This window comes from Streptomyces sp. CNH287 (genome assembly GCF_000424825.1).
Window position 1 is genome coordinate 326,441 of the sequence record NZ_AUKQ01000006.1, and the last position, 26,261, is coordinate 352,701.

At 74.2% G+C, this 26,261-nt stretch carries 25 protein-coding genes; 9 read left to right on the top strand and 16 right to left on the bottom strand.

What is annotated here, in order from left to right; all coding sequences use genetic code 11:
* Window positions 1-7: 7 nt before the first annotated feature.
* The 4 genes from H299_RS0110780 to H299_RS33410 are packed head-to-tail and all read right to left on the bottom strand — an operon-like array spanning window position 8 to window position 4,918.
* Window positions 8-1,060 (bottom strand): DUF5914 domain-containing protein, encoded by a 1,053-nt coding sequence (locus H299_RS0110780; protein WP_078512622.1) that lies wholly within the window; start codon window positions 1,058-1,060, stop codon window positions 8-10.
* Window positions 1,057-2,043, bottom strand: a complete 987-nt coding sequence (locus tag H299_RS0110785) for a phytoene/squalene synthase family protein (protein WP_027748420.1) — start codon at window positions 2,041-2,043, stop codon at window positions 1,057-1,059. The genes H299_RS0110780 and H299_RS0110785 overlap by 4 nt, the downstream gene beginning before the upstream one ends.
* Window positions 2,040-3,596 (bottom strand): phytoene desaturase, encoded by a 1,557-nt coding sequence (locus H299_RS0110790; RefSeq protein WP_027748421.1) that lies wholly within the window; start codon window positions 3,594-3,596, stop codon window positions 2,040-2,042. Before H299_RS0110790 ends, H299_RS0110785 begins: the two co-directional genes overlap by 4 nt.
* Complete coding sequence (locus H299_RS33410; protein WP_078512648.1) at window positions 3,593-4,918, bottom strand: polyprenyl synthetase family protein; 1,326 nt, start codon at window positions 4,916-4,918, stop codon at window positions 3,593-3,595. Before H299_RS33410 ends, H299_RS0110790 begins: the two co-directional genes overlap by 4 nt.
* A 327-nt stretch (window positions 4,919-5,245) precedes the next feature.
* Between H299_RS33410 and H299_RS0110805 the strand changes: the two genes are divergently transcribed.
* Complete coding sequence (locus H299_RS0110805; protein ID WP_027748422.1) at window positions 5,246-6,766, top strand: cryptochrome/photolyase family protein; 1,521 nt, start codon at window positions 5,246-5,248, stop codon at window positions 6,764-6,766.
* Between the two features lie 283 nt (window positions 6,767-7,049).
* Here the strand turns inward: H299_RS0110805 and H299_RS0110810 are convergent, their stop codons facing one another.
* The 3 genes from H299_RS0110810 to H299_RS0110820 all read right to left on the bottom strand — a co-directional run bounded on the left by H299_RS0110810 (window position 7,050) and on the right by H299_RS0110820 (window position 8,897).
* Window positions 7,050-7,835 (bottom strand): hypothetical protein, encoded by a 786-nt coding sequence (locus H299_RS0110810; RefSeq protein ID WP_027748423.1) that lies wholly within the window; start codon window positions 7,833-7,835, stop codon window positions 7,050-7,052.
* Between the two features lie 68 nt (window positions 7,836-7,903).
* Entirely contained in the window at window positions 7,904-8,113 is a 210-nt protein-coding gene (locus tag H299_RS0110815; protein WP_027748424.1) for a DUF397 domain-containing protein, read from the bottom strand.
* A complete protein-coding gene (locus H299_RS0110820; protein ID WP_027748425.1) occupies window positions 8,106-8,897 on the bottom strand; it encodes a Scr1 family TA system antitoxin-like transcriptional regulator in 792 nt (263 codons plus the stop codon). The genes H299_RS0110815 and H299_RS0110820 overlap by 8 nt, the downstream gene beginning before the upstream one ends.
* 198 nt (window positions 8,898-9,095) lie before the next feature.
* Between H299_RS0110820 and H299_RS0110825 the strand changes: the two genes are divergently transcribed.
* From H299_RS0110825 to H299_RS0110835, 3 genes are read left to right on the top strand one after another with little or no spacing between them, the layout of a single operon-like run.
* A complete protein-coding gene (locus tag H299_RS0110825) occupies window positions 9,096-9,407 on the top strand; it encodes a hypothetical protein (RefSeq protein ID WP_027748426.1) in 312 nt (103 codons plus the stop codon).
* Entirely contained in the window at window positions 9,404-9,757 is a 354-nt protein-coding gene (locus tag H299_RS33420; protein WP_051262315.1) for a hypothetical protein, read from the top strand. Before H299_RS0110825 ends, H299_RS33420 begins: the two co-directional genes overlap by 4 nt.
* Complete coding sequence (locus H299_RS0110835) at window positions 9,741-10,478, top strand: spermidine synthase (protein WP_027748427.1); 738 nt, start codon at window positions 9,741-9,743, stop codon at window positions 10,476-10,478. Before H299_RS33420 ends, H299_RS0110835 begins: the two co-directional genes overlap by 17 nt.
* 64 nt (window positions 10,479-10,542) lie before the next feature.
* Here H299_RS0110835 and H299_RS0110840 read toward each other — a convergent pair whose 3' ends face one another.
* Both H299_RS0110840 and H299_RS0110845 read right to left on the bottom strand, forming a co-directional pair.
* Entirely contained in the window at window positions 10,543-12,360 is a 1,818-nt protein-coding gene (locus tag H299_RS0110840; protein WP_051262316.1) for a M14 family zinc carboxypeptidase, read from the bottom strand.
* A gap of 248 nt (window positions 12,361-12,608) precedes the next feature.
* On the bottom strand, window positions 12,609-13,475 hold the full coding sequence (locus tag H299_RS0110845; protein WP_027748429.1) for an alpha/beta hydrolase: 867 nt from the start codon (window positions 13,473-13,475) through the stop codon (window positions 12,609-12,611).
* A 119-nt stretch (window positions 13,476-13,594) separates the two neighbouring features.
* On the opposite strand from H299_RS0110845, the gene H299_RS0110850 reads away from it, so the two are divergent.
* On the top strand, window positions 13,595-14,098 hold the full coding sequence (locus tag H299_RS0110850; RefSeq protein WP_027748430.1) for a CGNR zinc finger domain-containing protein: 504 nt from the start codon (window positions 13,595-13,597) through the stop codon (window positions 14,096-14,098).
* Window positions 14,099-14,180: 82 nt separating this feature from the next.
* On the opposite strand, the gene H299_RS0110855 is transcribed toward H299_RS0110850, so the two are convergent.
* Together H299_RS0110855 and H299_RS0110860 are read right to left on the bottom strand one after the other, a co-directional pair.
* The gene (locus tag H299_RS0110855) at window positions 14,181-15,704 is read right to left on the bottom strand and encodes a glycoside hydrolase family 3 protein (protein ID WP_027748431.1); all 1,524 of its coding nucleotides are present in this window, start codon (window positions 15,702-15,704) and stop codon (window positions 14,181-14,183) included.
* Between the two features lie 389 nt (window positions 15,705-16,093).
* Window positions 16,094-17,050, bottom strand: coding sequence for an AraC family transcriptional regulator (locus H299_RS0110860; protein WP_027748432.1), 957 nt, complete (start codon window positions 17,048-17,050; stop codon window positions 16,094-16,096).
* A 106-nt stretch (window positions 17,051-17,156) separates the two neighbouring features.
* On the opposite strand from H299_RS0110860, the gene H299_RS0110865 reads away from it, so the two are divergent.
* A complete protein-coding gene (locus H299_RS0110865) occupies window positions 17,157-18,011 on the top strand; it encodes an NAD(P)H-binding protein (protein WP_027748433.1) in 855 nt (284 codons plus the stop codon).
* Here H299_RS0110865 and H299_RS0110870 read toward each other — a convergent pair.
* From H299_RS0110870 to H299_RS0110885, 4 genes are read right to left on the bottom strand one after another with little or no spacing between them, the layout of a single operon-like run.
* The gene (locus H299_RS0110870; RefSeq protein WP_027748434.1) at window positions 17,957-19,186 is read right to left on the bottom strand and encodes an FAD-dependent oxidoreductase; all 1,230 of its coding nucleotides are present in this window, start codon (window positions 19,184-19,186) and stop codon (window positions 17,957-17,959) included. The genes H299_RS0110865 and H299_RS0110870 overlap by 55 nt on opposite strands.
* On the bottom strand, window positions 19,183-19,380 hold the full coding sequence (locus H299_RS0110875; RefSeq protein ID WP_027748435.1) for a ferredoxin: 198 nt from the start codon (window positions 19,378-19,380) through the stop codon (window positions 19,183-19,185). Before H299_RS0110875 ends, H299_RS0110870 begins: the two co-directional genes overlap by 4 nt.
* Entirely contained in the window at window positions 19,364-20,377 is a 1,014-nt protein-coding gene (locus H299_RS33425; protein ID WP_051262317.1) for a pyridoxamine 5'-phosphate oxidase family protein, read from the bottom strand. Before H299_RS33425 ends, H299_RS0110875 begins: the two co-directional genes overlap by 17 nt.
* Before the next feature lie 14 nt (window positions 20,378-20,391).
* Complete coding sequence (locus H299_RS0110885) at window positions 20,392-20,865, bottom strand: VOC family protein (RefSeq protein WP_027748436.1); 474 nt, start codon at window positions 20,863-20,865, stop codon at window positions 20,392-20,394.
* 170 nt (window positions 20,866-21,035) lie between these two features.
* On the opposite strand from H299_RS0110885, the gene H299_RS0110890 reads away from it, so the two are divergent.
* Entirely contained in the window at window positions 21,036-21,605 is a 570-nt protein-coding gene (locus tag H299_RS0110890) for a CGNR zinc finger domain-containing protein (protein WP_027748437.1), read from the top strand.
* 67 nt (window positions 21,606-21,672) lie between these two features.
* On the opposite strand, the gene H299_RS0110895 is transcribed toward H299_RS0110890, so the two are convergent.
* Window positions 21,673-22,716, bottom strand: coding sequence for an NAD(P)-dependent alcohol dehydrogenase (locus H299_RS0110895; RefSeq protein WP_027748438.1), 1,044 nt, complete (start codon window positions 22,714-22,716; stop codon window positions 21,673-21,675).
* 322 nt (window positions 22,717-23,038) lie between these two features.
* On the opposite strand from H299_RS0110895, the gene H299_RS33430 reads away from it, so the two are divergent.
* Together H299_RS33430 and H299_RS0110905 are read left to right on the top strand one after the other, a co-directional pair.
* Window positions 23,039-24,526: an MFS transporter gene (locus tag H299_RS33430; RefSeq protein WP_078512623.1), complete on the top strand. Its 1,488-nt coding sequence runs from the start codon at window positions 23,039-23,041 to the stop codon at window positions 24,524-24,526.
* Between the two features lie 148 nt (window positions 24,527-24,674).
* Window positions 24,675-26,261 carry an FGGY family carbohydrate kinase gene (locus tag H299_RS0110905; protein WP_027748439.1) on the top strand — a complete coding sequence of 529 codons (1,587 nt, stop codon included), beginning with the start codon at window positions 24,675-24,677 and terminating at the stop codon, window positions 26,259-26,261.

Below are 26,261 nucleotides of genomic sequence, written 5' to 3' on the forward strand. Positions count from 1 at the left end.
GCGGGGCTCAGCCCGGGAAGCGGCCGGTGCTGCGGAGGGTCCAGCGGCGTTCCGCGTAGGCGAGGTCGTCCCGCCACAGCCGTCCGGCCGCCGCCCGCATCAGCGGCCGGAGCGCCGGGGCCGCCGCTCTGGCGAGGGCGAAACCGGGACGCGTAGAGGCGGCGACCACGGCTTCCACGACGGCCGTGCGCGGCTGCCCGGACGCGTCCGGGCCCAGCGGTGTCGCATGGGTCTCGACGACCGAGCCACGCCCCTCGCCGCGGGTGATGTGCATGACGACGGTGCGGGGTCCGGGCGCGGTGAAGACGGCCCGGACCGGCACCACCGCCCGGCCCGCGACCTTGAAGGAGACGTCCACGGTGAACCCGTCCGCATCGTCGCCGTCCGCATCGTCGCCGGGCGTGCCGACGACGGTGAGGTCGACGAAGGAGTACGGGTGGAACCACGCGCCGTGCCAGGGGTCGAGCCGGTTGGCGACCACGTCCTCCGGCTCGCACCGCCCGGTGACCGTGCACACGGCCTCGACGGCTGCCGCCGGGTCCGGCCGGGCCGGGACGACCGGCCGCGCCAACGGCTCCTCGCCCCCGGCCTGGTCCAGCCGGACCCAGGCGAGCACCCCGTCGTCGTACGCGGGGAAGGGCTCCCAGCCCGCGAACGGCGCACCGTCGAGGGCGAGTCCGTGCCAGTGGCAGATCAGCGTGCCGCAGCTCACCGGGCTGTCCTTCAGCGGTGCCCCCAGATGCGGGCAGGCCCCGGCGCCCGCCCGCAGCCGCCCGTCCGCGCCGCGCCAGCAGACGACCTCGGTGCCCGCGACGGTACGGCCCAGCGGCCGGCTCGGGGTGATCTCCCGGACGGCGCCCAGCACGTACCAGTTGCCGGACGGGCGGGCCTGGGCCTGCTTGAGCGCGTCGGCGATGAGGGCGGGGCGGGCCGCGCGCCAGGTGGGCTGCTGGCGTTCCCAGGGGACGGGGTCGCGGCGCAGGCTCAGCGGGAAGCGGGCCGGGTGGGGTGAGCGCGCTGCGCGGGGGGACCGTCCGGTGCCGCGCCCGGCGGCCCTCATGCGGCCGTCTCCGGGACGCGGGCCGCGTCGGTACGGGCCGCCCCGGCACGGGCCGCGCCGACCCGCGCCGCCGTGACCCGCGCCAGGCCGTCCACGGCGACGGCCGCCCGCACCCGGCGGGGCACCCGTGCGCGGCGGTGCAGGACCGCGTAGCCGTCGTCGGCGACGGCGTCCAGGATCGCGCCGTAGAGGATGAAGGCGGTGCGGATGCAGGGCCGCGCCACGGCGTCCAGCATGGGGAGCCCGGGGGCCGCCTCGCGGTACACGTCGCGGATGAGGTCCGCCGCGGCCCGCAGCGCGTCGGTGATGCGCCGGTCGCGGGTGCCGGTGGACCGGCTCCACCGCAGGAGGTCGCGGTCGACGCCGTGCGCGGCCAGCAGGTCGGCGGGCAGGTAGATCCGGCCGCGGTCCAGGTCCTCGCCGACGTCCCGCAGGAAGTTCGTCAGCTGGAACGCGACGCCGAGCGCCGCGGCGTGCGGGGCGGCCTCCGCGCGCGGCACGACCGTGCCGAGCACGGGCAGCATCTGGAGCCCGATGACCGCGGCGGAGCCGTGCATGTAGACGCTGAGTTCGTCGAAGGTGGGGTATCCGGTGACATCGAGGTCGCTGCGCATCGAGGTCATGAAGTCGGCGAAGTGCTGGTGGTCGATCTTGTACCGGTCGGCGGTGTGGGCCAGAGCCCGTACCACCGGCTCGTCGCTGTCGCCGTGCCGCAGCCCGGCCTCCAGCCGGTCCTGGAGGAGCCGCAGCGTGGTGGAGCGCTCGGCGGGGGTCGCCGTGCTGTCGAGGTCGTCGACGATGTCGTCGGCCCAGCGCGCGAAGCCGTACAGCGCGTGTACGGCCGGCCGCCGTTCGACGGGCAGCAGGCGGGTGGCGAGGAAGTAGGTCTTGCCGTGCCGTGCGTTGAGCCGACGGCAGCGGGTGTAGGCGTCGCGCAGCGCGGGCTCGGTGATGCCCGCCGCGTCGAGTTCACGGTCGGTCATGGTGCGATGCCTTCCGGGACGGTGCGGGCCGCCGCTGGGGGCGTCCGCCGGGCGGGTGGTGCCAGGCCGGTGACCCGTGCCGCCGCGAGCTTCCCGGAGAGCAGTACGGTCGGCACGCCGACGCCCGGTGTGGTGCCGCAGCCGGCGAGCACGGCGTTCACGGTGCCGCGTACGAGGTTGCGGGGACGGAACGGTCCGGTCTGCGCGAACGTGTGGGCGGCGGCGAAGGGCGTGCCGGCGGCGTGCCCCTGGGCGCTCCAGTGCATCGGGGTCACCACGCACTCCTCCTCGATGGCGGACGCGATGCCGCGGAGGTCGCGGCGGTCCAGCTCGGCGAGCAGGCTGTCCCGGTAGCGGGGCGCGAGGTCCCGCCACTCGCGGCTGCTGGGGCCGATGTCGGTGTTGGGGCACGGCGCCAGCACGTAGTGCAGATGGCGGCCGGGCGGCGCGAGGCCGGGATCGGTGGCGGTGGGCCTGGTGATCAGCAGCGACGGATCGCTCATCAGCCGTCCGGTGCGGGTCAGTTCGTGGAAGGTGTCCTTCCACGCGGCGCCGAAGGAGAGGGTGTGGTGCCCCAGCTCCGGCCAGGTGCGGTTGGTTCCGGCGTGCAGGACGACCGCGGAGGGGGAGTGGCGGAGCGGGACGGCGCGGCGCGGCCGGTGCCCCAGCAGGCCGTAGGCGAGAGGCAGGTCCGGGGTGAGCACCACGGCGTCGCAGGGGAACCGCCCCTGGCCGGTGTGCACGGCGGTGATCCGCTCCCCGGAGCGCTCCAGCCGGGTGACGTCGTGGCCGAAGCGCAGGTCGGCGCCCGCGTCGCGGGCCGCGTCCGCCATGGCCCGGGGCAGCGCGTGCATCCCGCCGCGCGGGAAGTACACCCCGGCGACCGTGTCCATGTAGGCGATGACGGCGTACGCGGCCAGCGCCCGGGCGGGCGGCACTCCGGCGTACAGGGACTGGAAGGAGAAGACCCGGCGCAGCCGCTCGTCCTCGAGGTAGCGGCCGATGCGGGCGTCGAGGCGGCCGAAGCCGCCGAGCGCCGCGAGCCGTGCCAGGTCGGGGTGGAGGAGCGAGAGCGGCGAGTCGAAGTTGGTGTCGATGAAGCGGCGCATCTGCACCTGGTAGAGCTGCTCCAGCCAGCGCCGCAGCCGCCGGTAGCCGAGTGCCTCCCGGCCGCCCGCGAACTCCTCGACGGCGGCCTCCATCGCGTCCGCGCAGGTGTGCACGTCCAGTGCGCTGCCGTCGGTGAACCGCGCCCGGTAGGCCGGGTGCAGGGGGATGAGGTCGAGACGGTCGGCGAGCGTGTCGCCGACCGCCGCGAACGCCTCCTCGACGAGGTGCGGCATGGTCAGGACGGTCGGGCCGGTGTCCATGCGGTAGCCGCCGCGTTCCAGCAGCCCGGCCCGGCCGCCGGGCGTCCCGTCCCGCTCCAGGACGGTCACGCGCCGCCCGGCGCCGAGCAGGTGCAGCGTGGCGGACAGCCCGGCCAGCCCGGCGCCGATCACCACGACGTGGTCGGTGGGGCCCTTCAGCGCCCTCGGCCTGGGGCCGCTCATCGGATGCCGCCTTCGGCCGGGGTCGTCAGGAGGACGGGCAGGGGCGCCGCGCCCGGTGTCCCGCGTGGTGCCTCCGCCGCCTCCGGCTCCTCCGGCCGTACGCCCGCCACCCTGCGCAGCAGCTCGTGCAGGCGGCGGCCGTACGGCGGGACGGTGGGCGCCGTCGCCAGATGACGGGAGCTCAGCGCGGCCAGCCGCTCGATCTTGACCTCGACCACCCTGCGGGCCCCTGTCGTGACGAGCACCGTGCGCACCCGTTCCATATCGCCGTCGGACAGCTCGGTGCCGCGGTGCCGCGCGCCGCCGGGCAGGGCGTCGAGCAGGGCGAGCGCGGGGCGGTCGCCGGACGACTCGGCGCGCGCACGGGCGACCGTCAGCAGATAGGTGGTCTTGCCTTCGCGCAGGTCGCCGCCCGACGGCTTGCCGGTGAGGCGGGGATCGCCGAACGCGCCCAGCAGGTCGTCCCGCAGCTGGAAGGCGAGGCCCGCGCAGCGGCCCGCCCGGCAGAGCGCCCGGGTGAGCGGCTCGTCCGCGCCCGCGAGGGCGGCGCCGAGCGCCAGCGGGCGTTCCACCGAGTAGTGCGCGCTCTTGAGGCAGGCGGTGCGCAGTGCCTGGTGCGCGGAACGGGAGCCGGTCGCCTGGCCGTGCAGGTCCAGATACTGACCGGCCACCATCTCGGTCCGCATGGTCTGCCAGATGTCGCGCACCCTGGGTCCGGTGTGCGGCGGGAGCGGCGTGTCGGCCACGGTGTCGTCGGCCCAGGCGAGGGCGAGGTCGCCGACGAGGATCGCGGCGGCTTTGCCGAAGTGCTGCCCGCCGGGAGCCTCGCCGGCCCCGCCCCGCCCGGCGCTCCCGTACTGGGCGTTCAGGTCGGCGTGCACGGAGGCGCGGCTGCGCCGCCGGGGGGAGTCGTCCATCACGTCGTCGTGGACGAGCGCGCAGGTCTGGATGAGTTCGAGTCCGGCGGCCAGCCGGAGCGCCGCGTCCGTGTCCGCCGCGTCCGTGCCGCCCCCGGCCGCCCGCAGGCCCCACCAGAGGAACTGCGAGCGCATGCGCTTGCCGCCGTGGAGGGTGAAGTGCGCGACGCGTCCGGCCACGTCCCGGGCGAACACCGGGTCGACGGCCGAGGCTGCGGCGACCCGTTCGTCCAGCAGGTCCGCGAGTACGCGGCCGACCGCGCCCGGCACGTCGGTGTCGACGACGGCGGCGGATGCGGCGGCGGCGTCCGGCCGGGCGGGCTGGGGCTGGGGCTGCGGGAGGGGCCGGGGCTGGGTGGCGAACGGGTCCGGCGGGTCGTCACCAACGGATTCCTTCGCCCGCATGCGGCGCATCGCACGTCCTCTCGTCGCGGTCGATCGGCCTGGGACCCCTGCATTCCCTGCGGGGACGCCGTTCGGATGCGGTGCGCCGCACTCTTCCGGCGCCGCGTCACCGCCTAGGAGCCCTTCCCGTTGTGTGCCGCTGTGTGCCGCTCTTTCCGTTGTGTGCCACGTCTGGGCGAACGGCGCGTCGGCGTGGGCGCGCTGCGGCCCGGCCCCCACGCGGCTGAGGCCGCCGGGCCCTCAGGCGTCCCCGAAGCGCGGGCGGGCCCGCGTCCGCCGCGTCGGCCCGGCGGGCGGAAGGGGCCTCCGGGCGTGAGAGTGGACGCGATGGCTACCACGCACTGGCTGTTCGGAGACCAGCTCGGCCCGCACTTCCTGACTCCGGGCGACGCGGGCCCCGCCCGGGACGCGCCCCTGGTGATGATCGAGGCGCGGTCGGTCTTCCGCCGCCGCCGCTTCCACCGGGCGAAGGCGCACCTCGTGCTGTCCGCGATGCGCCACCGCGCCGCCGAACTGGGTGACCGGGTCCGGTACGTGCGGGCCGGGACCTACCAGGAGGGCCTGCGGGAGGCCGTCGGGGACCGCGAGGTGACCGTCCATCACCCCACCTCGCGCGCCGCGCTGGGTCTCGTCCGGTCGCTGGAGCGGGTCACCGTTCTGCCGCCACGCGGCTTCCTCGTCCCACTGCCGGACTTCACCGCCTGGGCGGACGGCCGACGCGGCGCGCGGCTGCGGCAGGAGGACTTCTACCGCTGGGTGCGGCGCGGCTGCGGCGACCCCGGCGACGGCATCCTGATGGACGCGGACCAGCCGGCCGGCGGCCGGTGGAACCTGGACCACGACAACCGCGAACCCCCGCCGCGCGGCGCGGCGGAGCTGGACGTCCCCGCGCCGTACCGGCCGCGTGAGAGCGCGATCGACGACGAGGTGCGCCGTGATCTCGACCGCTGGGAGCGGGACGGCGACGTGTCGTTCGTCGGACGGGACGCCCCGCGCCGCTTCCCCGCGAGCCGTCGCGAGGCGCTCGCCGCCCTGCGCGCCTTCATCGGCCGCCGCCTGCCCGCCTTCGGCCCGTACGAGGACGCCATGCTCGCCGGTGACCCCGTCATGAGCCACAGCCTGCTCTCGTCCTCGCTCAACCTGGGTCTGCTCGATCCGGCCGAGTGCGTGCGGCGCGCGGAGGACGCGTGGCGGGCGGGTGAGGCGCCGCTCGCGAGCGCCGAGGGGTTCGTGCGGCAGGTGGCGGGCTGGCGGGAGTACGTCTGGCAGCTGTACTGGTACTTCGGCGAGGACTACCGGGGCCGCAACGCGCTGCGGCACAGGGCGCCGCTGCCCGGCTGGTTCCTGGAGCTGGACGCCGACGCCGTGACGGCCCGCTGCCTGTCCACCGTGCTCGCCCAGGTACGGGACACGGGCTGGACGCACCACATCCCCCGGCTGATGGTCCTCGGCAGCCACGCTCTCCAGCGTGGCTGGGACCCGGCGGCCGTCACCGACTGGTTCCACCGCTGCTTCGTGGACGGCTACGACTGGGTGATGCTGCCGAACGTCGTCGGGATGTCCCAGTACGCGGACGGCGGCCGGATGACCACCAAGCCGTACACCTCCGGCGGCGCGTACCTGCACCGGATGAGCGACTTCTGCGGCCCCTGCGCGTACCGGCCCACCGAGCGGACGGGGGAGCGGGCCTGCCCGTTCACCACCGGGTACTGGTCCTTCCTCGACCGCCACCGACGGCTGCTGGCGGGCAACCCGCGCATGAGCCGCGCGGTGCGCGGCCTGGACCGGCTCCCCGACCTCGCGGAGCTGCTCCGCGAGGAACGGCACCGGGGCGCCGGCCCGCCCTGACACATGCGCGGGCGCACGAGAGTGTGAGCGGGCAGACCCGGGGGCAGACCCGGGCGCCCCGGCCTCCGTTCCGGGAGCGGGCTCAACGGCGCCGGTCGCGACACAGCCGGACCGCTTCGGCGCGATTCGCCGCAGTGCCGACGACGGTCAGGCGCCGAGTACCACCGGGGCCTGATCCGCATCACCTTCGCGGCGAGCCCCGGCGCGGACGCGTCGCCTCGTACTGACGTCGCCGGGGAGCTGCGCGCGCACGCGGCTCGCGCTGGTCCCTGCGGGAGAGCCCTCAGCCGGTTTCCTCCAGCAGCGCCCGCGCGGCGGCGAGGTCGCCGACGTCGATCCAGCCGGGAATCCGATGCGGCTGCCGGGCGCTGTCCTGCGGGCCCGGGGACATGAGGTAGTCCCAAGCGGTGCGCACCTCGTCACACGTGGCTGAGCCCGGCCCGTCGAGCAGCCACCGTTCCAGGCTCTCCCGCAGGCCGCTGTCGGCCGGTTCCCAGGCGGCCTTGTACGCGAGAGCCACGGCCCGTTCGGCGAGCAGGTCCCGGCTGTCGGCGTCGAGCAGCGCGTTCCACAGCCGAATCTCGCTCTTGGCGTCTTCCCGGGTGATCGCCAACAGCACAAACGCATGCCGGCGCAAGGAGCGGTCCGGGAGTCCCACCACGTCGAACCAATCGGCTGGAGCGACACGCAACTCCTTGCGGCACTCCTCGCCGACGTGCGTCATGTCCGCTCCGTACAGCGTCGTGGGGCCCGGCCAGGCGGCGTGCTTCGCGATGCGGATGAGCAAGGCGACGACGGCCACGCGGTCACGGGTACGCGGGTGCAGCGCGAGACGCCGCAGGAACGGCAGCGCCGCGGAGGTCGCCGGGCTCACGTGCGGGCCGATCGGGCTCAGCAACGCGAGCCGGTCCCGGAGTTGACGCACCGCCTCCAGGTCACCCTGCCGGAGCAGCCGCAACAGCATCGGTACCTGGTCGACGTCGCGCGCGCAGTCCCAGGCCAGCTCCCACCGGACGTCGTCCAGACCTGCGAGCGGCTCGCTGATGCGCGCGGCGGCAGCTCCCGTCATTGTCCGTGCACCTCCACAGGGCGCGTCACCGCCGCCACGTCCTGTCCCGGGACGGCGAACACGACGAGTTAGCCGCGCCGGAGCGCCGTGACGAACGAGGCCCAGGCGGTGGCGGGGAAGACGAGGGCGGGGCCGTGGGGGGTCTTGGAGTCGCGGACCGGCACGCCGCTCGGGTAGCCGTCCAGAACCTCGACGCAGCTGCCGCCTTCGCTGTTGCTGTACGACGACTTGCGCCAGCCGCTCAGTTCGGCCGAGTCCCGGATTATGCGCTCACTCATGTGAGTAGTCCTTCCCGGCGCTCTTCATCAGAGCGACAGATTCCTTCAGGGGCAGGGCATCGCTCAAGGCCAGATCGTATGTGCCTTGGAGGTGCCGGACCAGCGCGGGTGAGTCGTGGACTTTCCCGATGGACTTGCCCTCGCTGTAGGCGGCCGGTGGTTGGTCCTCGAACTCCATGAGGGTGAGCATGCCGAGGAGCAGCGGATGGGCGCCGAGGCCGAGCGGCAGCACATGCACGCGGATTCTCTCGCTGTCGACCAGGCGGATCAGGTGCTGGATCTGTTCCGCCATGACTGCCGGTCCGCCGACAGGTCGGCGCAGCACGGCCTCGTCGACCAGCGCCGACACTACCGGGGTCAGCGGGTCGTCCAGGATCTTCGCCCGCTCCAGCCGGGTGACGACGAGCCGGTCACATTCCTCGGCACTCCGTGGAGGGAAGTTGACCCGCAGGACCGCACGCGCGTACGCCTCGGTCTGAAGGATGCCGGGCACGTAGGACAACGCGAACTCACGGATCACCGTGGCCTGTTGTTCGAGCAGGCGGGCCGTCTCGAAGTAGTCGGCGACAGCCACGTTCTCCTGCGGGAGGAAGCTGCTCAGGACGTTTCCCGTGTTGAGGGCGCGGTCCAGGCGGCGGGCGTCCTCCTTGGAAGGGACGCGGCGGCCCGCTTCGATGTGGGAGATGTGCGAGCGGGTCATGATGACCGCGTCGGCCAGCTCCTGTTGTGTCAGCCCCGCCGTCTCGCGCTGGGCTTTCAGCCATTCCCCATAGGTGCTACCCATCGTCAACTCCCGTGAGACGAAGTCGCTGTCACCCGAAACCCCCTGGTCAGCGTAGCTCGACTCGTCTCACTCTGTGAGTGGATTGCTACACCACGAATCCGGCCACCCGGCCGGTGATCCGCACGAGAGACCCCCGCGACCGCTGCACACGGTCCGGGGGCGTGGTCATCAACCAAGCAACCAACTGGAGTTGACGACGTGTCGCACTGTATCTCCCTGGCCTTCGAGGCACTCCTGCACCTCTTCCGGCCCGCGCGGGGCCGTCACCGGCCGGGCCGGGAGGAGGACTCTGCGCCGCCGCCCGTGGACCCGCCGCCGACGCCGCCCCGCCCGGCGCCCGCCGAGCCCGTGCTGCGGGGTGAGGACAGTCCGCTCGTGCGCCCGTATCTCGTCGCGTACGAGGCGGAGGAGGCGCGCCGCCGACGGGCGGGGCAGCGCGAGCTGTGGCTCGTCGTGCAGGGCCTCGACCTCGGACCGCGTCCGCTTCCCCGGGCGGAGGTGTCGGTGTGATCCGCGACGTGCCCGCCCGCAGCGCCCGGCTGCTGCCGTGGCCCACACCCGAGGGCAACCCCTGCTACGTCCTCGGCGACGGTACCGGGCACATCGCCCGCATGGCCGACCACGTCGAGAGCGTGCAACTGGAGATGGCCGCCGACCTGCTCACCCATGTCGCGGACCTGCTCTCCGACCGCAGGGCCACCCCTGAGCAGCTCCGCTTCGTCACGGCCCGGATGGCCGAGTCGCTGCGCGACGTGCACCGCGTCGCGCGGAGCAGGGGCGACCGTATCGAGTGTCACCCTGGGGGCGACGACGAAGCGCACCGAGGGCTGGAGAGGGAACCGGATGAGGGCACGTTTTGAGGAGATCGACTGGAAGCCGACGCCGATGGGGGAGATCAGCCTTCGGCGGCGGGCCGATCCCTCGACCGGTGCCGACGTGTACGAGGTCAAGCTCGGGGACGAGTTCCTGATGTCGAGCATGTTCACGGCCGGGGAGATCGCGCTGTCCCGGCTCGGGCTGGCGCCGCTGGGCGAGGCCGCGGACGGGGAGCTGGACGTCGTGGTCGGCGGGCTCGGGCTGGGCTACACCGCCGACGCCGTGCTGGACGACGCGCGGGTGCGTGCGCTGCTGGTCGTGGACGCGCTCGGGGAGGTCATCGAGTGGCATCGGCGGGGGCTCGTGCCGCTCGGCCCCCGGCTGGCGGGCGATCCGCGCTGCCGCTTCGTGCACGGCGACTTCTTCGCGCTGGCCGCGCGCGAGGCCGACGGCTTCGATCCGGAGCGCCCGGGACGGCGCTTCCACGCCGTCCTGCTGGACGTCGACCACTCCCCGGAGCACGTCCTGCACCCGAGCCACGCCTCGCTCTACACGGACGCGGGCCTGCGCGCGCTGGCCGAACGCCTGCACCCCGGCGGGGTGTTCGCGCTGTGGTCCAACGACCCGCCCGACGCCCGCTTCGGCGCCGTGCTGGCACAGGTCTTCGCGGAGTCGGAGGCACACGTGGTGACCTTCGACAACCCGCTCCAGGAACGCCCCGCCACCAACACCGTCTACGTGGCCCGGGTTGAGGACCGCGGCTGACCGAACGCAGTACCCGAGGGCTGCACCAGCGTCGCACCGTGGGTGGTCACCGGCGGCACACGCCCTACGGCTGCGAAGGACGGTTCTGCCGCACGGCCTCCTCCACGCGCAGAACCGGATACATGGCGAAGCGGGTGTCCCACGACGAGTGCCGCCGCTCGAAGAACTCGCGGCGTGCTTCCGGGTTCGCGGCGAAGGCCGCGTCCGCGGCGAGCTTCTGCCGGAACTCCTCGGCCAGGGCCGGGTCCTGCTCCAGCATCTGCTGCGCGAAAATCTCGGTGACGTAGGGCTCGACGTATTCCTTCTGCTCGAAGTGGGCGTTGAAGTACCCCCAGGAAGCCAGCGAGTCAGGGGACCGCGGCTCCAGCAGGGTCATCAGGAGCCTGGCCCCGGGCTGCGCGATGGGTACGAACAGGCTGCCCGCGGGCAGCGCCTGCGGCTCGGGCTGCCAGTCGCCCTGGAGGACGAGCGGCATGCGGCCCTCGGACGGGACGGACGCGAACCGCGTGCCGGTCGTGCGGAACACCTCGGTGTCGAGGCGGTCGAAGCCGTGCTCCAGCGTCTGGTGGGCGAGCCCGTGCAGGTCCAGCTTGGCGGCGACCAGGGACGCGTACGCGCGGGGCACCAGGTACCCGGCGCGCGGCGCGCGCACGGTGAGCGAGGGCAGGGTGCTGCCGCGGAAGGGCACGCGCCAGATCTGCGGGGTTGCCGGGTCGTAGACCGTGACGGGTTCGCCGGAGATCGGGGAGAGTTCGCGGGTGTAGGCGTATCCGCGGAACTCGATGGTGCGCACCGGCTCCGCTGCGCCCTGCGGGCCGTCCCCGGTGCCGCGGACCTCGTCCCGCCGGTCGACCACGATGTCCAGGACGACGTCCTGGCCGCCCAGCAGGCTCGCGTGCTGGTCGGCCTGGCGCACGGCGGCGGCCCAGGCGCTGCCGTGCGCGGCGAGAAGCTCGGCCAGCCCGACGATCGCGTTGCGGCTGATCCGCACGCGGGTGGCGTAGTCCTTCCAGGAGTGTGTCTCGACCAGAGCGGTGTAGCGGTTGCGGGTGGGGAAGTAGCCGGTCGAATAGCGCGGGGTGTACTCGGTGACCTGGAAGCCGGAGGAGGGATCGTCCTCGATGACGGGCTCCGGGTAGAACGGCAGCGGCAGCGAGCCCTGCGCGGCCAGCTTCTCCAGCAGCGCCGCACGCATCGCCGTACCGGCGGCGTGCAGCTGCTGGTCGCCCAGGTGGATCGGCTCGACCTGGATCGAGACGTCGGGTTCGAAGTCGGCGCCGTCGGTGACGTGCATGTCCGCGCAGACCAGCGGGTCCCAGTCGCGCAGCAGCGCCAGGAGTGCCTGCATCTCCGGCGATTCGGCCTTGGTGTAGTCGCGGTTGAGGTTGAGGTTGTGCGCGGTCGCACGCCAGCCGGTCTCTTCCGGGCCGTCCTGGTTCGGACGGTTCCACCGGCCCGTCCGCTCGTGGCCGTCGGCGTTGAAGGCGGGCACGAAGAGGATCGCGACGTGTGCCAGGGGATCGCCCTGCGGCGGGTGCACGGCGATGTGCGAGCCGCCCGTCACCTCCGCCGGCGGCTCACCGCCGAGCAGCTCGCGCAGTGCGATGAAACCGGCGTCCTTGCCGTCGCTCTCGCCGGGGTGGATGCCGGCTTGGACCAGCAGCAGCGGGATGCCCCGTTCGCGCAGCGCCTCGGGGGTGAACGCGCCTTGGCGCGAGACGAGCAGGGCCCGCATCGGACGCCCCTCGGCCGACTGCCCGTAGGTGAAGCTGCGCACCGCTTCGGGCCAGCGCTCGGCGAAGGCCGCGCACAGCGCCTCCACCTCGTCCAGCCGTCCGGTGCGGCGGAACTGCGACTTCTCGGCGAGGGTTTCGAGGGTCATCGAGGGTTCTCCCTGTTCGTCAAGCACGGGGCAGGGTGGTCCTGGTCCCGGCTGTCGCCGAGGCCGCGGTCCGTACGGGGCGCAACGCCCCGCGCTCCCAGCCGCCCCGGCGCCCCGGCCGCCGCTCGGACGCCCGTCGCACCGTACCGGACGGCTCGGCCGCCGCTCCGCCGCGGCGACCCAGCGGCGACCTGCCTCCCTGCCCCGGAGCTGCACGTTCCGCCCAGGGCGGGTGGCGGCGACAGGGCCTAGCCGAGGACGCGGCCCAGGAAGCCGCGCAGGTAGCCGGTGACCGTGTCGAAGGCGCTCTCCAGGGCGAAGTGGCCCGCGTCGAGGAGGTGGATCTCGGCGTCGGGGAGGTCGCGGGCGAAGGCGAGCGCCCCGGCGGGGAGGAAGATCTCGTCGTTCCGGCCCCAGACCGCCAGCAGCGGGACCTGGCTGGTGCGGAAGTACTCCTGCACCTGCGGGTAGCGGGCGACGTTGGTCGGGTAGTCGCGGAACAGGCGCAGCTGCACCTCCGCGTTGCCCGGCCGGGTGGCGAGCGCGTGGTCGTGCGCCCAGGTGTCCGGGCTGACCAGGCTGGGGTCCGGCACGCCGTGCAGGTACTGCCAGCGGATCGCGTCCAGGCTCAGCGCGTCGCGTACGGGCTGCTCGGTGGCGGGTCGGGGGTCGGCGGCGTAGGTCCACAGGGGTGCCCAGAACTCCTCGTGGAAGCCCTCCTCGTAGGCGTTGCCGTTCTGGGTGACGATGGCGGTGATCCGCTCGGGGTGCGCCACGGCCAGCCGCCAGCCGACGGGGGCGCCGTAGTCCTGCACGTAGATCGCGTAGCGGTGGACGCCGAGGTGGGTGAGCAGGTGGTCGGTGACGGTGGCCAGTGCGTCGAAGGTGTAGTCGAACTCGCTGACGGGGGGCGCGTCGGAGCGGCCGAAGCCGATCAGGTCCGGCGCGATGACGCGGTACCTGTCGGCCAGTGCGGGGACCAGCTCGCGGAACATGTGCGAGCTGGTCGGGTAGCCGTGCAGGAGGACGACGGCCGGGGCGTCGGGGTGGCCCGCCTCGCGGTAGAAGACGGTGCGGCCGTCGATGGTGGCGGTCCGGTGGTGCACGCCGGGCATGCTAACTCCTTTGAGTCATTGAACTGGTTAGGTCTCCCGTCATGACAGCACGCGGGTGCTAACCTGTCAATGTCGTCGATGGGGTTAGAGGGGTGAGGGGTGTGGAGGCCGAGGCCGACCTGGAGGTGCTGCTCGCGCTCCTCAACAGCAGACCGCTGCTGGACGGCACCGAGCGGGACGAGCTGGCTGACGGGCGCCGCGCGCGCCGCTGGGCGCGGGCGCACGGCGGGACGGGCGGCGCCGCCGAACTGGCGCGGCTGCGGGACGTGCGGGAGCGGCTCCGCGCGGTCGTGACGGACGAGGAGCCCGCGGCGGTGCTCGGTGGGGTGCTCGACGGCGTCCACCAGGTCCCGCGGCTCGGTGAGCGCGGCGTGGCGTGGGAGCTGGTGGCCGAGCCGGACGCCCGGCTGGCCGTACGGGCCGTGCTCGCCTGGGCGTGGGCGCGGGAGAACCTGCCGGGGCGGCTGCGGCCCTGCGGCAACGACGAGTGCCGGCTCTTCCTGCTCGACCGCAGCCGGGCCAACCGGGCGCGCTGGTGCTCGATGGCCACCTGCGGCAACCGCATGAAGGCCAGGCGGCACTACGACCGGGGGCGCACGGGCCGGGCGGCGGCAGCCGAGTAGGGGCCGCCCGCGCGGGAGCCGGAGGGGCATGGGGCGTGCGGGCCGGGCGGAGGTGTCCGTCCGGCCCGCACGCCGCGCGCGCTCAGGGCCGTCCGGCCAGCTTCTCCGCCGCCGCGACGCCCGACACCTTCGTGGCGCCGTGCGTGATGACGTGGACGGCACCGGGCGCCAGCCCGTTCGGCACGCCCATCTCGACGACCACCGCGTCCGGGCGGCTGTCCAGCATCCGGTGCACCGCCTGCTCCATCCAGGCGTGCCGGGCGGCGTCCCGTACCACGACGACCAGCGACCGGCCGGACGCGGCGTCCAGCGTCGAGCGCTCCAACAGGCCGTCACCGCCCGCCAGTTCCTGTTCGGTCAGCCGCACCGAGGTGGTGCCCGGCAGCAGTTCGCTCAGCGGGGCGGCGACGCCCCACGGCGTGCCGCCGTCTATCGCCAGGCTCATCGTCGGCGACAGCTCCACCACGTGCGGCGCGTCCGCCAGCGGCAGCACCGTGTCCGCCCCGGAGGCGGCCAGCACCCGTACGGCGCGGCGTGCCGCGCGCAGCCCGATCTGCGGCTCCGGGCCGGTGCCGGAGGCGGCTGCGGCCCGTACGCGCTCGGCGGACCAGGTGGCGAACTGCCGTACGCGCTCCGCGGCTTCGGCCAGCCGGTCGTACTCCAGTGTGCCGTCCTGGACGGCCTTGACCAGCGCTCCGGCGAGCAGGTCGTAGGTGGACTCGCGGGCGTCCTCGCCGCCCACGCAGACCGCGTCCACGCCGCTGACCACGGCGCGGACCGTCGCGCCGTCGATGCCGTAGAGGTCGGTCACCGCGCCCATCTCGATGGCGTCGGTCACCACGAGGCCGTCGAAGCCGAGTTCGCCCCGGAGGAGGTCTTGCAGGATGCGTCGGCTGAGGGTGGCGGGCAGCTCAGGGTCGTACGCGGGGACCAGCAGGTGCGCCGTCATCACGGCCCGTACGCCCGCCTCCATCGCGGCGGTGAAGGGCGGCAGCGCGGTGGCGGCGATCTCCTCGGCGCTCGCGCCGACGCGGGGCAGGCCGTGGTGGGAGTCGACGGCGGTGTCGCCGTGGCCCGGGAAGTGCTTGGCGCAGGCGGCGACCCCGGCCCGCTGGAGACCGCGCACCCAGGCCGCGGTGTGGCGGGCCACGGTGTCGGTGTCCGCGCCGAAGGAGCGCACGCCGATGACCGGGTTGCGGGGGTTGGAATTGACGTCCGCGCTCGGCGCGTAGTCCAACGAAACGCCCACGGCGCGCAGTTCGCTGCCGATGTCGTAGGCGACGCCCTCCGTCAGCTCGACGTCGTCCACGGCGCCCAGCGCGAGGTTGCCCGGACGGGAGGACCCCGACCACGCCTCCAGCCGGGTGACGTCGCCCGCCTCCTCGTCGATCGCGATGATCAGATCCGGGTTCTCCGCGCGCAGCGACTCGTTGAGCCGGGTGACCTGCTCCGGGTCGACGATGTTGCGGCCGAAGAGGACGACGGAGTTGAGCCCTTCGGCGATCCGGCGGCGGACCCAGTCCGGCGCGGTGGTCCCTTCGAACCCGGGTTGCAGCACGCCGTTGGCAAGCCGCGCCACGTCCTGGTGGCGGCTGTTCGAATCCATGGCTGGAGACCTCCCACGGCGCGCACGGGGGCTCGCCAGTTGGACGACGCGTGACAGGGGGGACTTGGTACGGTCCAATCCGGATGTTGGCGTAGACCAATACGGGTGTCAAGGCATCATGAGACCGCTGGAATCCGGGTAAACACGGAAAATCACCGAGTTCGGACCGGGGTGCTCCCAGCGGCGCGCCGCGCGCGACTTGCCTGGTCGAGTGCGGTGAGCAGGGTGCGCGGGCATGCGTCGGGCCGGTCGGTGCGGACTTCGTCCCGCGTGGAGGAGAAGTCCGTCCGCGCGAGTGTGGCCAGGGTCGGGAGGTCGGCCCCGTGGCGACGCCTGCAGAACGAACGGCCGTCCGGCGGCGGCTGGTTGAAAGGCCTTGCGTCCCCGCCTCAGCTCGCGCGGGCCTCCCGGTGCGCGGTGGGGCGGACGGCGTGGGCGCGCTTGAAGGCGACGCTCAGCGCGGAGGCGTCCGCGTAGCCGACCCGGCGGGCGATGGCGCCGACCGTCTCGCCGCTCTCGCGCAGCAGGTCGGCGGCGAGTGCGAGGCGCCAGCCCGTCAGATAGGCCATCGGCGGTTCGCCGACGACCTGGCCGAAGCGGCGGGCGAAAGCCGCCCGCGACGCGCCGCTGCGGCGGGCCAGTTCGCCGACCGTCCACGGGCGGGCCGGTTCTTCGTGGATCAGCCGCAGCGCCTCGCTGACGACCGGATCGTCCAGCGCGCGGTACCAGCCGGGCACCGGGGTGCCGTCGCGGGCGAACCACTCGCGCAGCGTGGAGACCAGCAGCAGGTCCAGCAGCCGGTCCAGGACCACCTGCCGGCCGGGGGCGCGGCGCCGGCGCAGCTCGGCCAGGACGAGCGCCACCTCGGGGCACTCCTCCTCCTCGTCCTCGCAGCCCAGCACGACCAGGGCGGGCAGCTCGGACAGGACGCGCCGGGCGATCTCGCCGGTGACCTCGTAGGCGCAGGAGAGCACCGCGTCCCGGGCGTCGGGGGTGGTGCCCCAGCTGTAGTGGTCCAGCCGCCGGTCCTCGCCAAGCGGGGTGCCGTCCGCGCCGACGCACAGGTCGTCGCTGTGCACCGTCACCGTCGGCGGGGCGCCGCCGGTCACGGGGGTGTCGGCGACGGTGACCGGGCCGCCGCCCGCCAGCAGCGCGACGTCGCCCGCGCCGAGCAGGTGCGGCTCGCCCGTCCCGGTGCTGATCCAGGCCCGGCCGCTGAGCATGGTCAGCAGCCGGATCGGCGCGCCGTCCACGAACCGCAGCGACCACGGCGGGTCCAGCAGGGAACGGGTGAAGACCGCGCTGTGTGCCCGGACCTTGTCCAGCAGGGCGGAGATGGCGTCCACCGGAGCAGCGTAGCCGGGCGAGACGGGTGCACATCAAGACGGCTGAACATCAAACAGAGACCCGCAGCCGTCGCACGTCTCACCACCGGGTGCTGGACTGGTCGGCATGACCACACCGAACGACGCACCGACCACCCTCGTCCTGGGCGCCACCGGCAAGACGGGCCGCCGGGTGGCGGCCGGCCTGCGCACACGGGGCCTCCCCGTACGGGCCGCCTCCCGCACCAGCGCCCACCGCTTCGACTGGGACGACCGGAACACCTGGGAGCCCGCGCTCGACGGCGTGCGGGCCGCCTACCTGGTGGACTCCCAGGGGCCCGACGCGGCCGTCGCGCTGCGCGACTTCGCCCGCCTCGCGGTGGAGCGGGGCGTCGAGCGGCTGGTGCTGCTCTCCGCCCGGGAGGACGGCGAGGCGGCGGCGGCCATGCTGGCCACCGAGGCGGCCGTACGGGAGTCCGGCGGCGCGTGGACGATCCTGCGGCCCTGCTGGTTCGCGCAGAACTTCCACGAGTCGGACTTCCTGGCGGACCCCCTGCGGGAGGGCGAACTGCGGCTGCCCACCGGGGAGGGCCCGGAGCCCTTCGTCGACCTCGCCGATCTCGCGGACGTCGCGATCGCGGCGCTCACCGAGGACGGGCACCAGGGGCAGAGCTACGAGCTGTCCGGCCCGCGCCTGCTGACCTTCGGTGAGGCGGTCGGCGAGATCGCCCGCGCGAGCGGACGGGACCTGCGCTACGTGCCGGTGTCCGTGGCGGAGTACGTGCCGCATCTGACCGGGCGGGGCTACCCCGTCGCCGTCGCGGAACTGCTGGGCGGACTGTTCGAATGGGTGGCTCAGGGGCGGCACGCGCACCTGTCCGACGGGGTGCGGCGGGTGCTGGGGCGGGAGCCGCGTGACTTCTCCGACTACGTGCGCACCACCGCCGAGTCCGGCGCCTGGCGGGCCAACTCCCCGCGGTAGCGGGCCAGTCGGCCGGTGCGGCCCACGGTGAGCGCGCCGACCAGCCGTCCGCCCCGGTGGTAGGCGACCTCCAGCCGCCGCCCCGGCAGGTCGTACTCGGCGACGCTGGTCTCTTCCGCCCACCCGGGCAGGCCGACGGAGCGGAGCGCGGCGCCGTGCAGGTCCGACCAGAACGAGGGCACGTCGGTGAACGGCACGAGCGCTTCGGGCCGCAGCAGGATGCGGGCGGCGGCGATGCCCTGGGCCACCGCGTGGGACCAGTGGCCGAGCGCGACCGGGGCGCCGTCGGCCAGCGGGTGCGGCACCCGCGCGACGTCGCCCGCGGCCACCACGCCGGGCAGCACGGTGCCGTCTGCACGCAGCACGCGCAGGTACGGGTCGCAGCGCACGCCGCCGTCCAGCGCGAGCCCAGCACCGGCCAGCCAGTCGGTGGCGGGGGCGGCGCCGAGGGCCAGGAGGCAGGTGTCGGCGGGCAGCCGGGTGCCGTCCGAGAGGCCTACGGAGGTCAGCCGACCGGCGGCGCCGGGCCCGTCCGCCGTACCGAAGCCGGTGACGCGGGTGCCCGTACGCAGGCCGATGCCCGCCGCCCGGTGCAGCGCGGCGACGAAGGTGCCCGCCTCGGCGCCGACCGCCCCGGCCAGCGGCTGGGCAGCGGCCTCCACCAGGGTGACATCGAGGCCGCGGGCGCGGGCGGCGGCGGCGACCTCGCCGCCGAGGAAGCCCGCGCCGACCACCACGAGCCGCCCGCCCCGCTCACACGCCGCCCGCAGCGCGACCGTGTCGTCCCAGGTCCGCAGCGTGTGCACGCCCTGGGGCGGCGGGCCGTGGCGCGCCGGCCAGCCGCGGGCGGCGGCGCCGGTGGCGAGGAGCAGCCCGTCGTAGCGCAACTCGGTGCCGTCGGCGAGGGTGACCGCGCGGTGTGCGGGGTCCAGGCGTACGGCGGGGCGGCCCAGCAGCCAGCGGGCGTCGAGGTCCGGCGGCAGCGGCAGGTACGGCGGGTGCGCGCCGTCGTCCGTGGTCAGCAGCTCCTTGGACAGCGGCGGCCGATCGTAGGGGAGCTGCCGCTCGGCCCCGACGAGGGTCAGCTCCCCGTCGAACCCCTCGGCGCGCAGCGCCTGCGCCGCCCGCAGTCCGGCCAGCGAGGCGCCGACGATGACCAGTTGACGGGGCGTCATGGCGCGGCCTGAGAGATGGTGAGCGCCCGTACGGGGCAGAACGCCGCCGCGCGTTCGGCCGCCGCGCGCAGCGTGTCCGGCGGGTCGGTCTCGTAGACGAGGAACTCGTCGTCGTCGAAGGAGAAGATCTCGGGCGCCTCGAAGACGCACTGTCCGTGGTTCTCGCAGCGGTCCAGGTCAACGCTGATCTGCATGGCCGGTTCCCTCCTGGGGTGCGGCGGGCGGGTTGAAGCGGGAGTAGCGGGGCCCCGACCAACGCAGCGGCGAGGCGGCGGTGATCTCCCGGACGTGGGTCAGGGAGAACTCCACGAGGCGCTGCGCGCCGGGCACCGACTCGGCGTGCGCCGGGTCCCAGAGGGTGCGGGCGGTGCCGGTGAGGTGGAGGACTGCGCCGCTCTCCCAGTCGGGGAAGAGGAGTCCGGCGGCGGGGCGGACCGCGAGGTTGCCCAGCGAGAGGAACATGGCGTTCCCGGTGTAGTCGGGCCAGCGCAGCACGGTGGGGGAGAGGACGTGGACGAAGCCGGGGTTGCCGCCCCGGTGCGAGGCGTCGGCGTCGCCCGTCTCGGCCGCGCTGGCAAGGAAGAAGGTGTCCGCCGCCCGGACGGTGCGCTGCTGGGTTGCGGACAGGGCGGTGCCGTCGGTGACGGTGCGGGTGGCCGCCGCCGTGCGGTGCTCGGCCTCGGTGAGGAGGCGGAAGTCGCGCTGCTGGAGGTACTTGGGGCAGTTGGCGATCACCTGCTCGACGTCGACGCGCAGGCCGTCCGCCGTCGGCACGGCCCGCCCGTTGATCCGCATCCGGCGGCGGGTGGCGGGCTCGATCGCGATCATCCCGACGAGGGCGGGCGGCGCGGCGGGTGGTACGGCGGACGGTACGGACGGCGGCCCCGCCGGGACCCGCCCGGGGACGTGCCGGAGCACATCCGCGAGCGGGTCCGCCGAGAGCGGCAGCGCGTCGACGGTGAGCGTGTGGGCGTCGTCCACCCGCAGGAAGCCGGGCGGGCCGGTCAGCTGGGTCGCCCAGACGCGGCCCGAGCCGTCCGCACCCCCGACGACGATCATCGGCTGCCGCGTGAGGAACTCCGCGGCGACCGGCGGGATCGTCCCGCCGATGGCGCCGAGCGAGGAGCCCGCCTGCCGGGTGACCCCGGCGCGCTCCTGCACGGCGATCTCCCCTGGGTGGTAGCGGGCCATGGTGTCTGCTCCGATCAGAAGAAGCCGCAGGTGGGCGCGCCGGCGGTGGGGGCGTCGGCCGGGTCGGCGCCGGTGGGGGCGTAGATCTCCAGCCGGATGCCGTCCGGGTCGGTGAAGTAGATGCCGCCGGAGGTGCCGCTCTCGCCGTGCGGCACGACGCCGTCGTAGTTGAACTCCGCGCCCAGCGTGCGTAGTACCTCTTCGGCGGCCCGGACCTCCTCGATGGTCTCCACCTGGAACGACAGGTGGTGCAGACCCGGCTGGTCCGGCGAGAAGGCGCCCTCGCTCTGCTGCCAGAGGGTGACCAGCAGGCGGCCTTCGCGGCCGAGGAAGACCCAGCGGCGGTCCGCCTCCGTGCCCTGCGCCAGCACGTCGAAGTCGAAGAGCTTGCGGTAGAAGGCGAGCGAGCGGTCCAGCTCGGTGACGTTCAGGCCGACATGGCCGGTCTGGAGGGTGGCGGGGGTGCGGACGGCGGGGGCGGTGCCCATGGGCGATCACATGCCTTCGGGAGGGGTTACGGACCAGCTCCGTAACCGTTGAAAGTGACTTTAAGGGTTAGATGCTGGAAACGTCAACCAGTGATCTGCATCAGAGCGGTTAGAGTAGAGGCGGACACGCGAACCCACGCCCCCGTCCGCCGACCCCGGAAGGAACCGCCGTGCCGAGCACCTCCGAACCGGACCCCCGGCCGCTGATCGGCGAGCCGCCCTCCATGGACCTGCTCAACACCCGCTGGATCGATGCCGACGGCACGCAGGACCTGCTGGAGACCGTCGGCGGCCTGGCGATCTGGCTCGACAGCCCGGTGATCCGCGAGGTGCTGGGCGGGCGCCGGGTCCCGGCCGACCGCGCCACCCTCGACCGGGTGCTCCAGGCCCGGCGCGCCCTCGCGGCAGCCGTGGACGCACCCGACCCGGCGGACGCGGAGGCGGTCGCCGCGCTGAACGCCGTGCTGGAGCGGGGGCGGGTGAGGCGGCTGCTGCGCTGGGACGGCCCGGCCGAGGAGCCCGAGGTGGCCGAGCGCGCCTGGCTGCCCGCCTGGCTGGCCGCCGAGGACTACCTGCGGCTGCTCGCCGACCGCCCCGAGCGCATCCGCCCGTGCGCCAACCCCGCCTGCATCCTGCACTTCTACGACGTGTCCAAGAACGGCACCCGCCGCTGGTGCTCCATGGCGGGCTGCGGCAACCGCGCCAAGGCCCTGCGCCACTACGCCCGTACGCGGGGCTGACCGGGAAGACCGAGGCCCGGAAGACCAGGCCCGGGCGGCGGGGCGCGGCGGCGGGGCGCGGCGGCGGTCAGCCGTGCGGCAGGACCACGGCGCGCCCGTTGACGCGCCCCTCGTGCAGCCGCGCGTAGGCCCGCGGGGCCTCGTCCAGCGGGTACGTCTCGACGTGCACGTCGATCACCCCGGTACGGGCCAGCTCCAGGACCTCGATCAGCTCACCCCGGCTGCCCCAGTACGGCGCGCGCACTGCCGCGTCGTAGGGCGTGACGCCGAAGCCGACGCTCGCCGCGCCGCCGCCGATCCCGACGACGGTCACGTCGCTCTCCATGGCCGCGCAGCCGGTCGCGATCGCCACGGTGGGCGGCGCACCGACGAAGTCGAACACCGCCTCAGCGCCCTGACCACCCGTCAACTCCCGGATGGCGCCCGGCGCTTCGGCATCGGAGAGGAACGTCTCGTGCGCGCCGACCGTACGCGCCAGCCGCAGCTTCTCCTCGCTGACGTCCAGCGCGACCACCCGCGCCGGGCTCAGCGCGCGCAGCAGCTGTACGGCCACGTGGCCGAGGCCCCCGGCGCCGATCACCACGGCGGTGCTGCCCGGCGTCAGCTTCGGCAGCGACAGCTTGATCGCGTGGTACGGCGTCAGCCCGGCGTCCGTGAGCGGGGCGGCCGTCACCGGGTCGAGGTCGCCCAGCGGCACCAGGTGGCGCGCGTCGTGCACGAGCAGGTACTCGGCGAGGGCGCCCGGCGCGCCCAGTCCGGGCGGACGGATGTCCAGTTCGGCGGCGCGGCGGCAGTAGTTCTCCCTGCCCTGCGCGCAGGGCAGGCAGCCGCCGCAGCCCCAGGGTCCGTACACCGCGACGGGCGTGCCCTCGGCCACGAGGCCGCCGACACCCGGGCCGAGGGCCTCGACGGTGCCGGTGGCCTCGTGGCCGAGGGTCAGCGGCAGCGGGAAGGGCAGCTCCTCGGCGGTCCAGCTCATCACGGCGATGTCCGAGTGGCACAGTCCGGCGGCGGTCACCTTGAGCAGGACCTGCCCGGGGCCGGGCCGCGGGGTGGGCACGGTGACCACCTCGGGGTCGGCGCCGACGCTCAGGTACTGGACGGCTTTCACAGGCGACTCCTGACGTCGGCCCCGCCCGCGCCGGGCGGGCGGTCGGCAAGCGGCCCCCGCGTCGAGTGTCCCCCCGATGCCCCGTCCGCGCAGGTCGGGCGCGTGCGGGCCGCGCGTGCCCGGGGTGTCCGTGCGAGCCGGGCAAAACGCTCGATGTGGCATGCAAGTATATTTTCTGGAAACTCTTGACACGCCCTGGCGCGCCTCCTAGCTTTGCGGCTAGCTCGTTAGGCAGGCACAGACGAAGACCACCTGTCGGTGGTCTCGCCGTGCCTTTTTCCGTGTTGCGCCATCGATAGGTCCTTGGGTAAGGACGGAATCCATGGCACAACGTTCGAGCGTCAACGGCGTCGCCGACGTCGTCGCGCTCATCGACAGGCTGGGGAAGATCACCGGCCGCGCGAAGTTCATCTGGTTCCTGGTGTTCGGGGGACTCTTCCTCGACGCCTACTCGAACGCGGCGCTCAGCGCCGGGCTCGCTCCGATGACGGACCAGATGTCCCTCAGCAGCACCCAGGTCAGCGTGCTCACCGCCACCGCCCCCGCGCTCGCCATCCTCTTCAACCCGATCGGCGGCTGGCTGGCCACCCGGATGGGCCGGGTACCCCCGCTGCTGATCGCGAAGGTCTTCGCCCTGGCCGGCGCGCTGCTCGCCGCCTTCGCGGGCGACTTCACCACCGTCTGGCTGGGCCGGGTGATGGTCGGCGTCGCGTACGGCATCGACTTCGCCGTCGCCATGGCCCTGCTGGCCGAGTACACGCCCGCCAAGCTCAGCGGGCGGCTGAACCTGTGGCAGGCCGTCTGGTACGTCGCCACCACCAGCAACCTGGCCCTGGCCCTGGTCTTCTTCCACTTCGACGTCGGCGACGACATCTGGCGCTGGTCGGTCGGCTCGGCGGGCGTCGTCGCGGCCGTGCTGCTCGTCTTCCAGTACCTCTTCCTGGTGGAGAGTCCGGCCTGGCTGGCCGCCAAGGGACGGCTGGAGGAGTCGGTACGCAACCTGCGCCGCATCTACGGCATCACCGCCGTCGTCGGCGACAGGTCCGCCGCGGGGGACGCCGGCGGCGCGGGCCGCCCTCCCGCGCTGGGCCTGCGGCAGGCGGGCATCCTCTTCCGCGGGCGCTACCTGCCGCGGACCATCCTCTCCTCGGTCATCTCGCTCGCCCAGGGCATGCAGTACTTCGCCGTGGGCTGGTACCTGCCGCTGATCAGCCTCACGATCTTCGGCGACAGCTTCGAGAAGGCCACCATCGGCTCGATGGTCTTCAACGCCTTCGGCATCGTGGGCGGTGTCGTCTCGGCCCTCGTGGGACGCCGGCTGGGCCTGCGGATCAGTTCGGCCACCGGCTTCGCGGGGGTCTTCGTCGCCCTGATCGCGATGGGCCTCACCTTCGGCAAGGTGCCCACGGCGGTCGCGTTCCTGCTGCCCGTGCTCTTCATCCTCTGCCACTCCGCCGGTCCGGGCGCCAACGGCAAGTCGATCGCCGCGCTCTCCTACCGCAGTGACATCCGCACCCTGGGCACCGGCGTCACCGGCATGATCGGCAGCTTCGGCAGCGTCGCGGGCCTGTACCTCTTCCCGCAGATCAAGGACTCGCTCGGACTCGCCGACACCTTCCTCGTGCTGTCCGTCGTGCCGCTGCTGGGCATGATCACCTGTCTGATCATCAAGTGGGAGCCGACCAGGGCACCGGTGCCCCCGGACGACGAGGTCCTCGAAGAACTCGACGGCCTGTACGGGATCACCGCGGGCAAGGAGGGCGGCACCCGTCCGAAGCCGCCGGAGGACGTGCCCGCGGGCTCGCGCTGACACCAGCGGCACGGCTGACGCGGCTGACGCAGCCGACACGAGCAGGTGGCGCCCCGTACCGCCCCACCGCGGGGCGCCACCGCCCGCCCGCCACCCGCCGCCCCAACCCCCACCCACCGTCTCTTCCGCTCGGAGTGAAAGGGCTGCAATGACGCAGACGTTCCCCGGCCCCGGCCCCGGCCCCCGCCCCGCCGCCCGGCGCGGCGTGCTGGCCGTCGACGAGGGCACCACCGGCACCCGCGCCGGCCTGGTCCTGGACGACGGCACCGCCGGCGAGGTCTTCTACCGCCCGATCGCGGTGAGCCACCCCGACGGCCTGTCCGTCGAGCAGGACCCGCGCGAGATCTGGACCGCCACCCTGGACGTCTGCCGCCAGGCCCTCGCCGACGCCCGCGCGCGGCACATCGAACCCACCGCCGTGGCCCTGTCCACCCAGCGCGCGACGGCGATCCTCTGGGACCGCCGCACCGGCGACCCCCTGGTCCCCGCCGTCGTCTGGCAGGACCGGCGCTACGCCCAGGACCTGCGGGCCTACGAGGCCGACTGGGACGCGGTGCTCACCCGGCGCACCGGCCGGCCCGTCGGCAGCCGCTCGCCCTTCTACTGGGCGGCCCGCCAGATCGCCGAGCACCCCGCCGTGGCCGCCGCGTACCGGGAGGGCAGGCTGCTCTTCGGCACCGTCGACACCTGGCTGATCTGGCAGCTCACCGGCGGCGCCGTGCACGCCACCTCGGCCACCAACGCCAACCCCACCGGCGGCTACCTGCTGCGGGAGCACGCCTGGGACGAGGAGTGGATCGCCCACCTGGGCTTCCCTCTCGAACTGCTGCCGGAACTGCTCTCGGACGACGGCGTCCACGGCGTCACCGACCCGGACCTGCTGGGCGCCCCGCTGCCGGTGGCCGCCACCATGGGCGACCAGCACGCCGCGCTGATCGCCCTCGGCGGCCTCACCGCCGGAGCGGGCATGTGCATGTACGGGACGGGCGCGTTCGTCGACGTCGCCACCGGCGACCGGCCCGCGCTGCCCCGGCCGGGGATCGAGGGCGTCCTCGCCCAGCCCGGCTGGCGCCAGGGCGGGACCACCGAGTTCAGCCTGGAGGCGTACACCTCCACCACCGGGTCCGCGCTGCGCTGGCTCTGCGACGACCTCGGCTTCTTCACCTCCCCGGCCGAGATCGGCGAGCTGGCCCAGCAGGCCGCCCGGTCCCGGACCGCGCAGCCCGCGTCGGACGGCGGGGGCCGCGCCGCCTGGTTCGTCCCCGCCCTCGCCGGGGTCCGTACGCCCGCCTGGCGGCCGGAGGCGACCGCCGCACTCGGCGGCCTCACCCTCGCCACCAGCCGCGCGGACCTCGCCCGCGCCGTGATCGACGGCATCGCCCACTCCGTCTGCGACCTCATCGACGGGGTCTCCGACACCATGCGGGCGCCCTTCCGCCAGCTGCGCGTGGGCGGTGGCGTCTCCGGCAGCGAGGCGCTCATGCGCAGCCAGGCGGACCTGACCGGCCTGCCGCTGGAGCGGGTGGCCGACTCGGCCACCGCGAGTCTGCGCGGCACCGCCTACCTGGCCGGGGTCCGCCAGGGGCTGTGGTCCTCCCTCACGGAGGTCGTGGAGGCGCAGCCGCGCGGGCAGGTCTTCGAACCCGCCCTCCCCGAGACCGATCGAGCCGAACGCCGGGCGGCCTGGCAGGCCCTGCTCGCCCGGCACCTGCGCGACCCGCACGACAGTCCGTAG

Coding starts and splice junctions, on each gene's coding strand:
- H299_RS0110780 (WP_078512622.1), bottom strand. CDS start 1,060: ATGAGGGCCGCCGGGCGCGGCACCGGACGGTCCCCCCGCGCAGCGCGC.
- H299_RS0110785 (WP_027748420.1), bottom strand. CDS start 2,043: ATGACCGACCGTGAACTCGACGCGGCGGGCATCACCGAGCCCGCGCTG.
- H299_RS0110790 (WP_027748421.1), bottom strand. CDS start 3,596: ATGAGCGGCCCCAGGCCGAGGGCGCTGAAGGGCCCCACCGACCACGTC.
- H299_RS33410 (WP_078512648.1), bottom strand. CDS start 4,918: ATGCGGGCGAAGGAATCCGTTGGTGACGACCCGCCGGACCCGTTCGCC.
- H299_RS0110805 (WP_027748422.1), top strand. CDS start 5,246: ATGGCTACCACGCACTGGCTGTTCGGAGACCAGCTCGGCCCGCACTTC.
- H299_RS0110810 (WP_027748423.1), bottom strand. CDS start 7,835: ATGACGGGAGCTGCCGCCGCGCGCATCAGCGAGCCGCTCGCAGGTCTG.
- H299_RS0110815 (WP_027748424.1), bottom strand. CDS start 8,113: ATGAGTGAGCGCATAATCCGGGACTCGGCCGAACTGAGCGGCTGGCGC.
- H299_RS0110820 (WP_027748425.1), bottom strand. CDS start 8,897: ATGGGTAGCACCTATGGGGAATGGCTGAAAGCCCAGCGCGAGACGGCG.
- H299_RS0110835 (WP_027748427.1), top strand. CDS start 9,741: ATGAGGGCACGTTTTGAGGAGATCGACTGGAAGCCGACGCCGATGGGG.
- H299_RS0110840 (WP_051262316.1), bottom strand. CDS start 12,360: ATGACCCTCGAAACCCTCGCCGAGAAGTCGCAGTTCCGCCGCACCGGA.
- H299_RS0110845 (WP_027748429.1), bottom strand. CDS start 13,475: ATGCCCGGCGTGCACCACCGGACCGCCACCATCGACGGCCGCACCGTC.
- H299_RS0110855 (WP_027748431.1), bottom strand. CDS start 15,704: ATGGATTCGAACAGCCGCCACCAGGACGTGGCGCGGCTTGCCAACGGC.
- H299_RS0110865 (WP_027748433.1), top strand. CDS start 17,157: ATGACCACACCGAACGACGCACCGACCACCCTCGTCCTGGGCGCCACC.
- H299_RS0110870 (WP_027748434.1), bottom strand. CDS start 19,186: ATGACGCCCCGTCAACTGGTCATCGTCGGCGCCTCGCTGGCCGGACTG.
- H299_RS0110875 (WP_027748435.1), bottom strand. CDS start 19,380: ATGCAGATCAGCGTTGACCTGGACCGCTGCGAGAACCACGGACAGTGC.
- H299_RS33425 (WP_051262317.1), bottom strand. CDS start 20,377: ATGGCCCGCTACCACCCAGGGGAGATCGCCGTGCAGGAGCGCGCCGGG.
- H299_RS0110885 (WP_027748436.1), bottom strand. CDS start 20,865: ATGGGCACCGCCCCCGCCGTCCGCACCCCCGCCACCCTCCAGACCGGC.
- H299_RS33430 (WP_078512623.1), top strand. CDS start 23,039: ATGGCACAACGTTCGAGCGTCAACGGCGTCGCCGACGTCGTCGCGCTC.
- H299_RS0110905 (WP_027748439.1), top strand. CDS start 24,675: ATGACGCAGACGTTCCCCGGCCCCGGCCCCGGCCCCCGCCCCGCCGCC.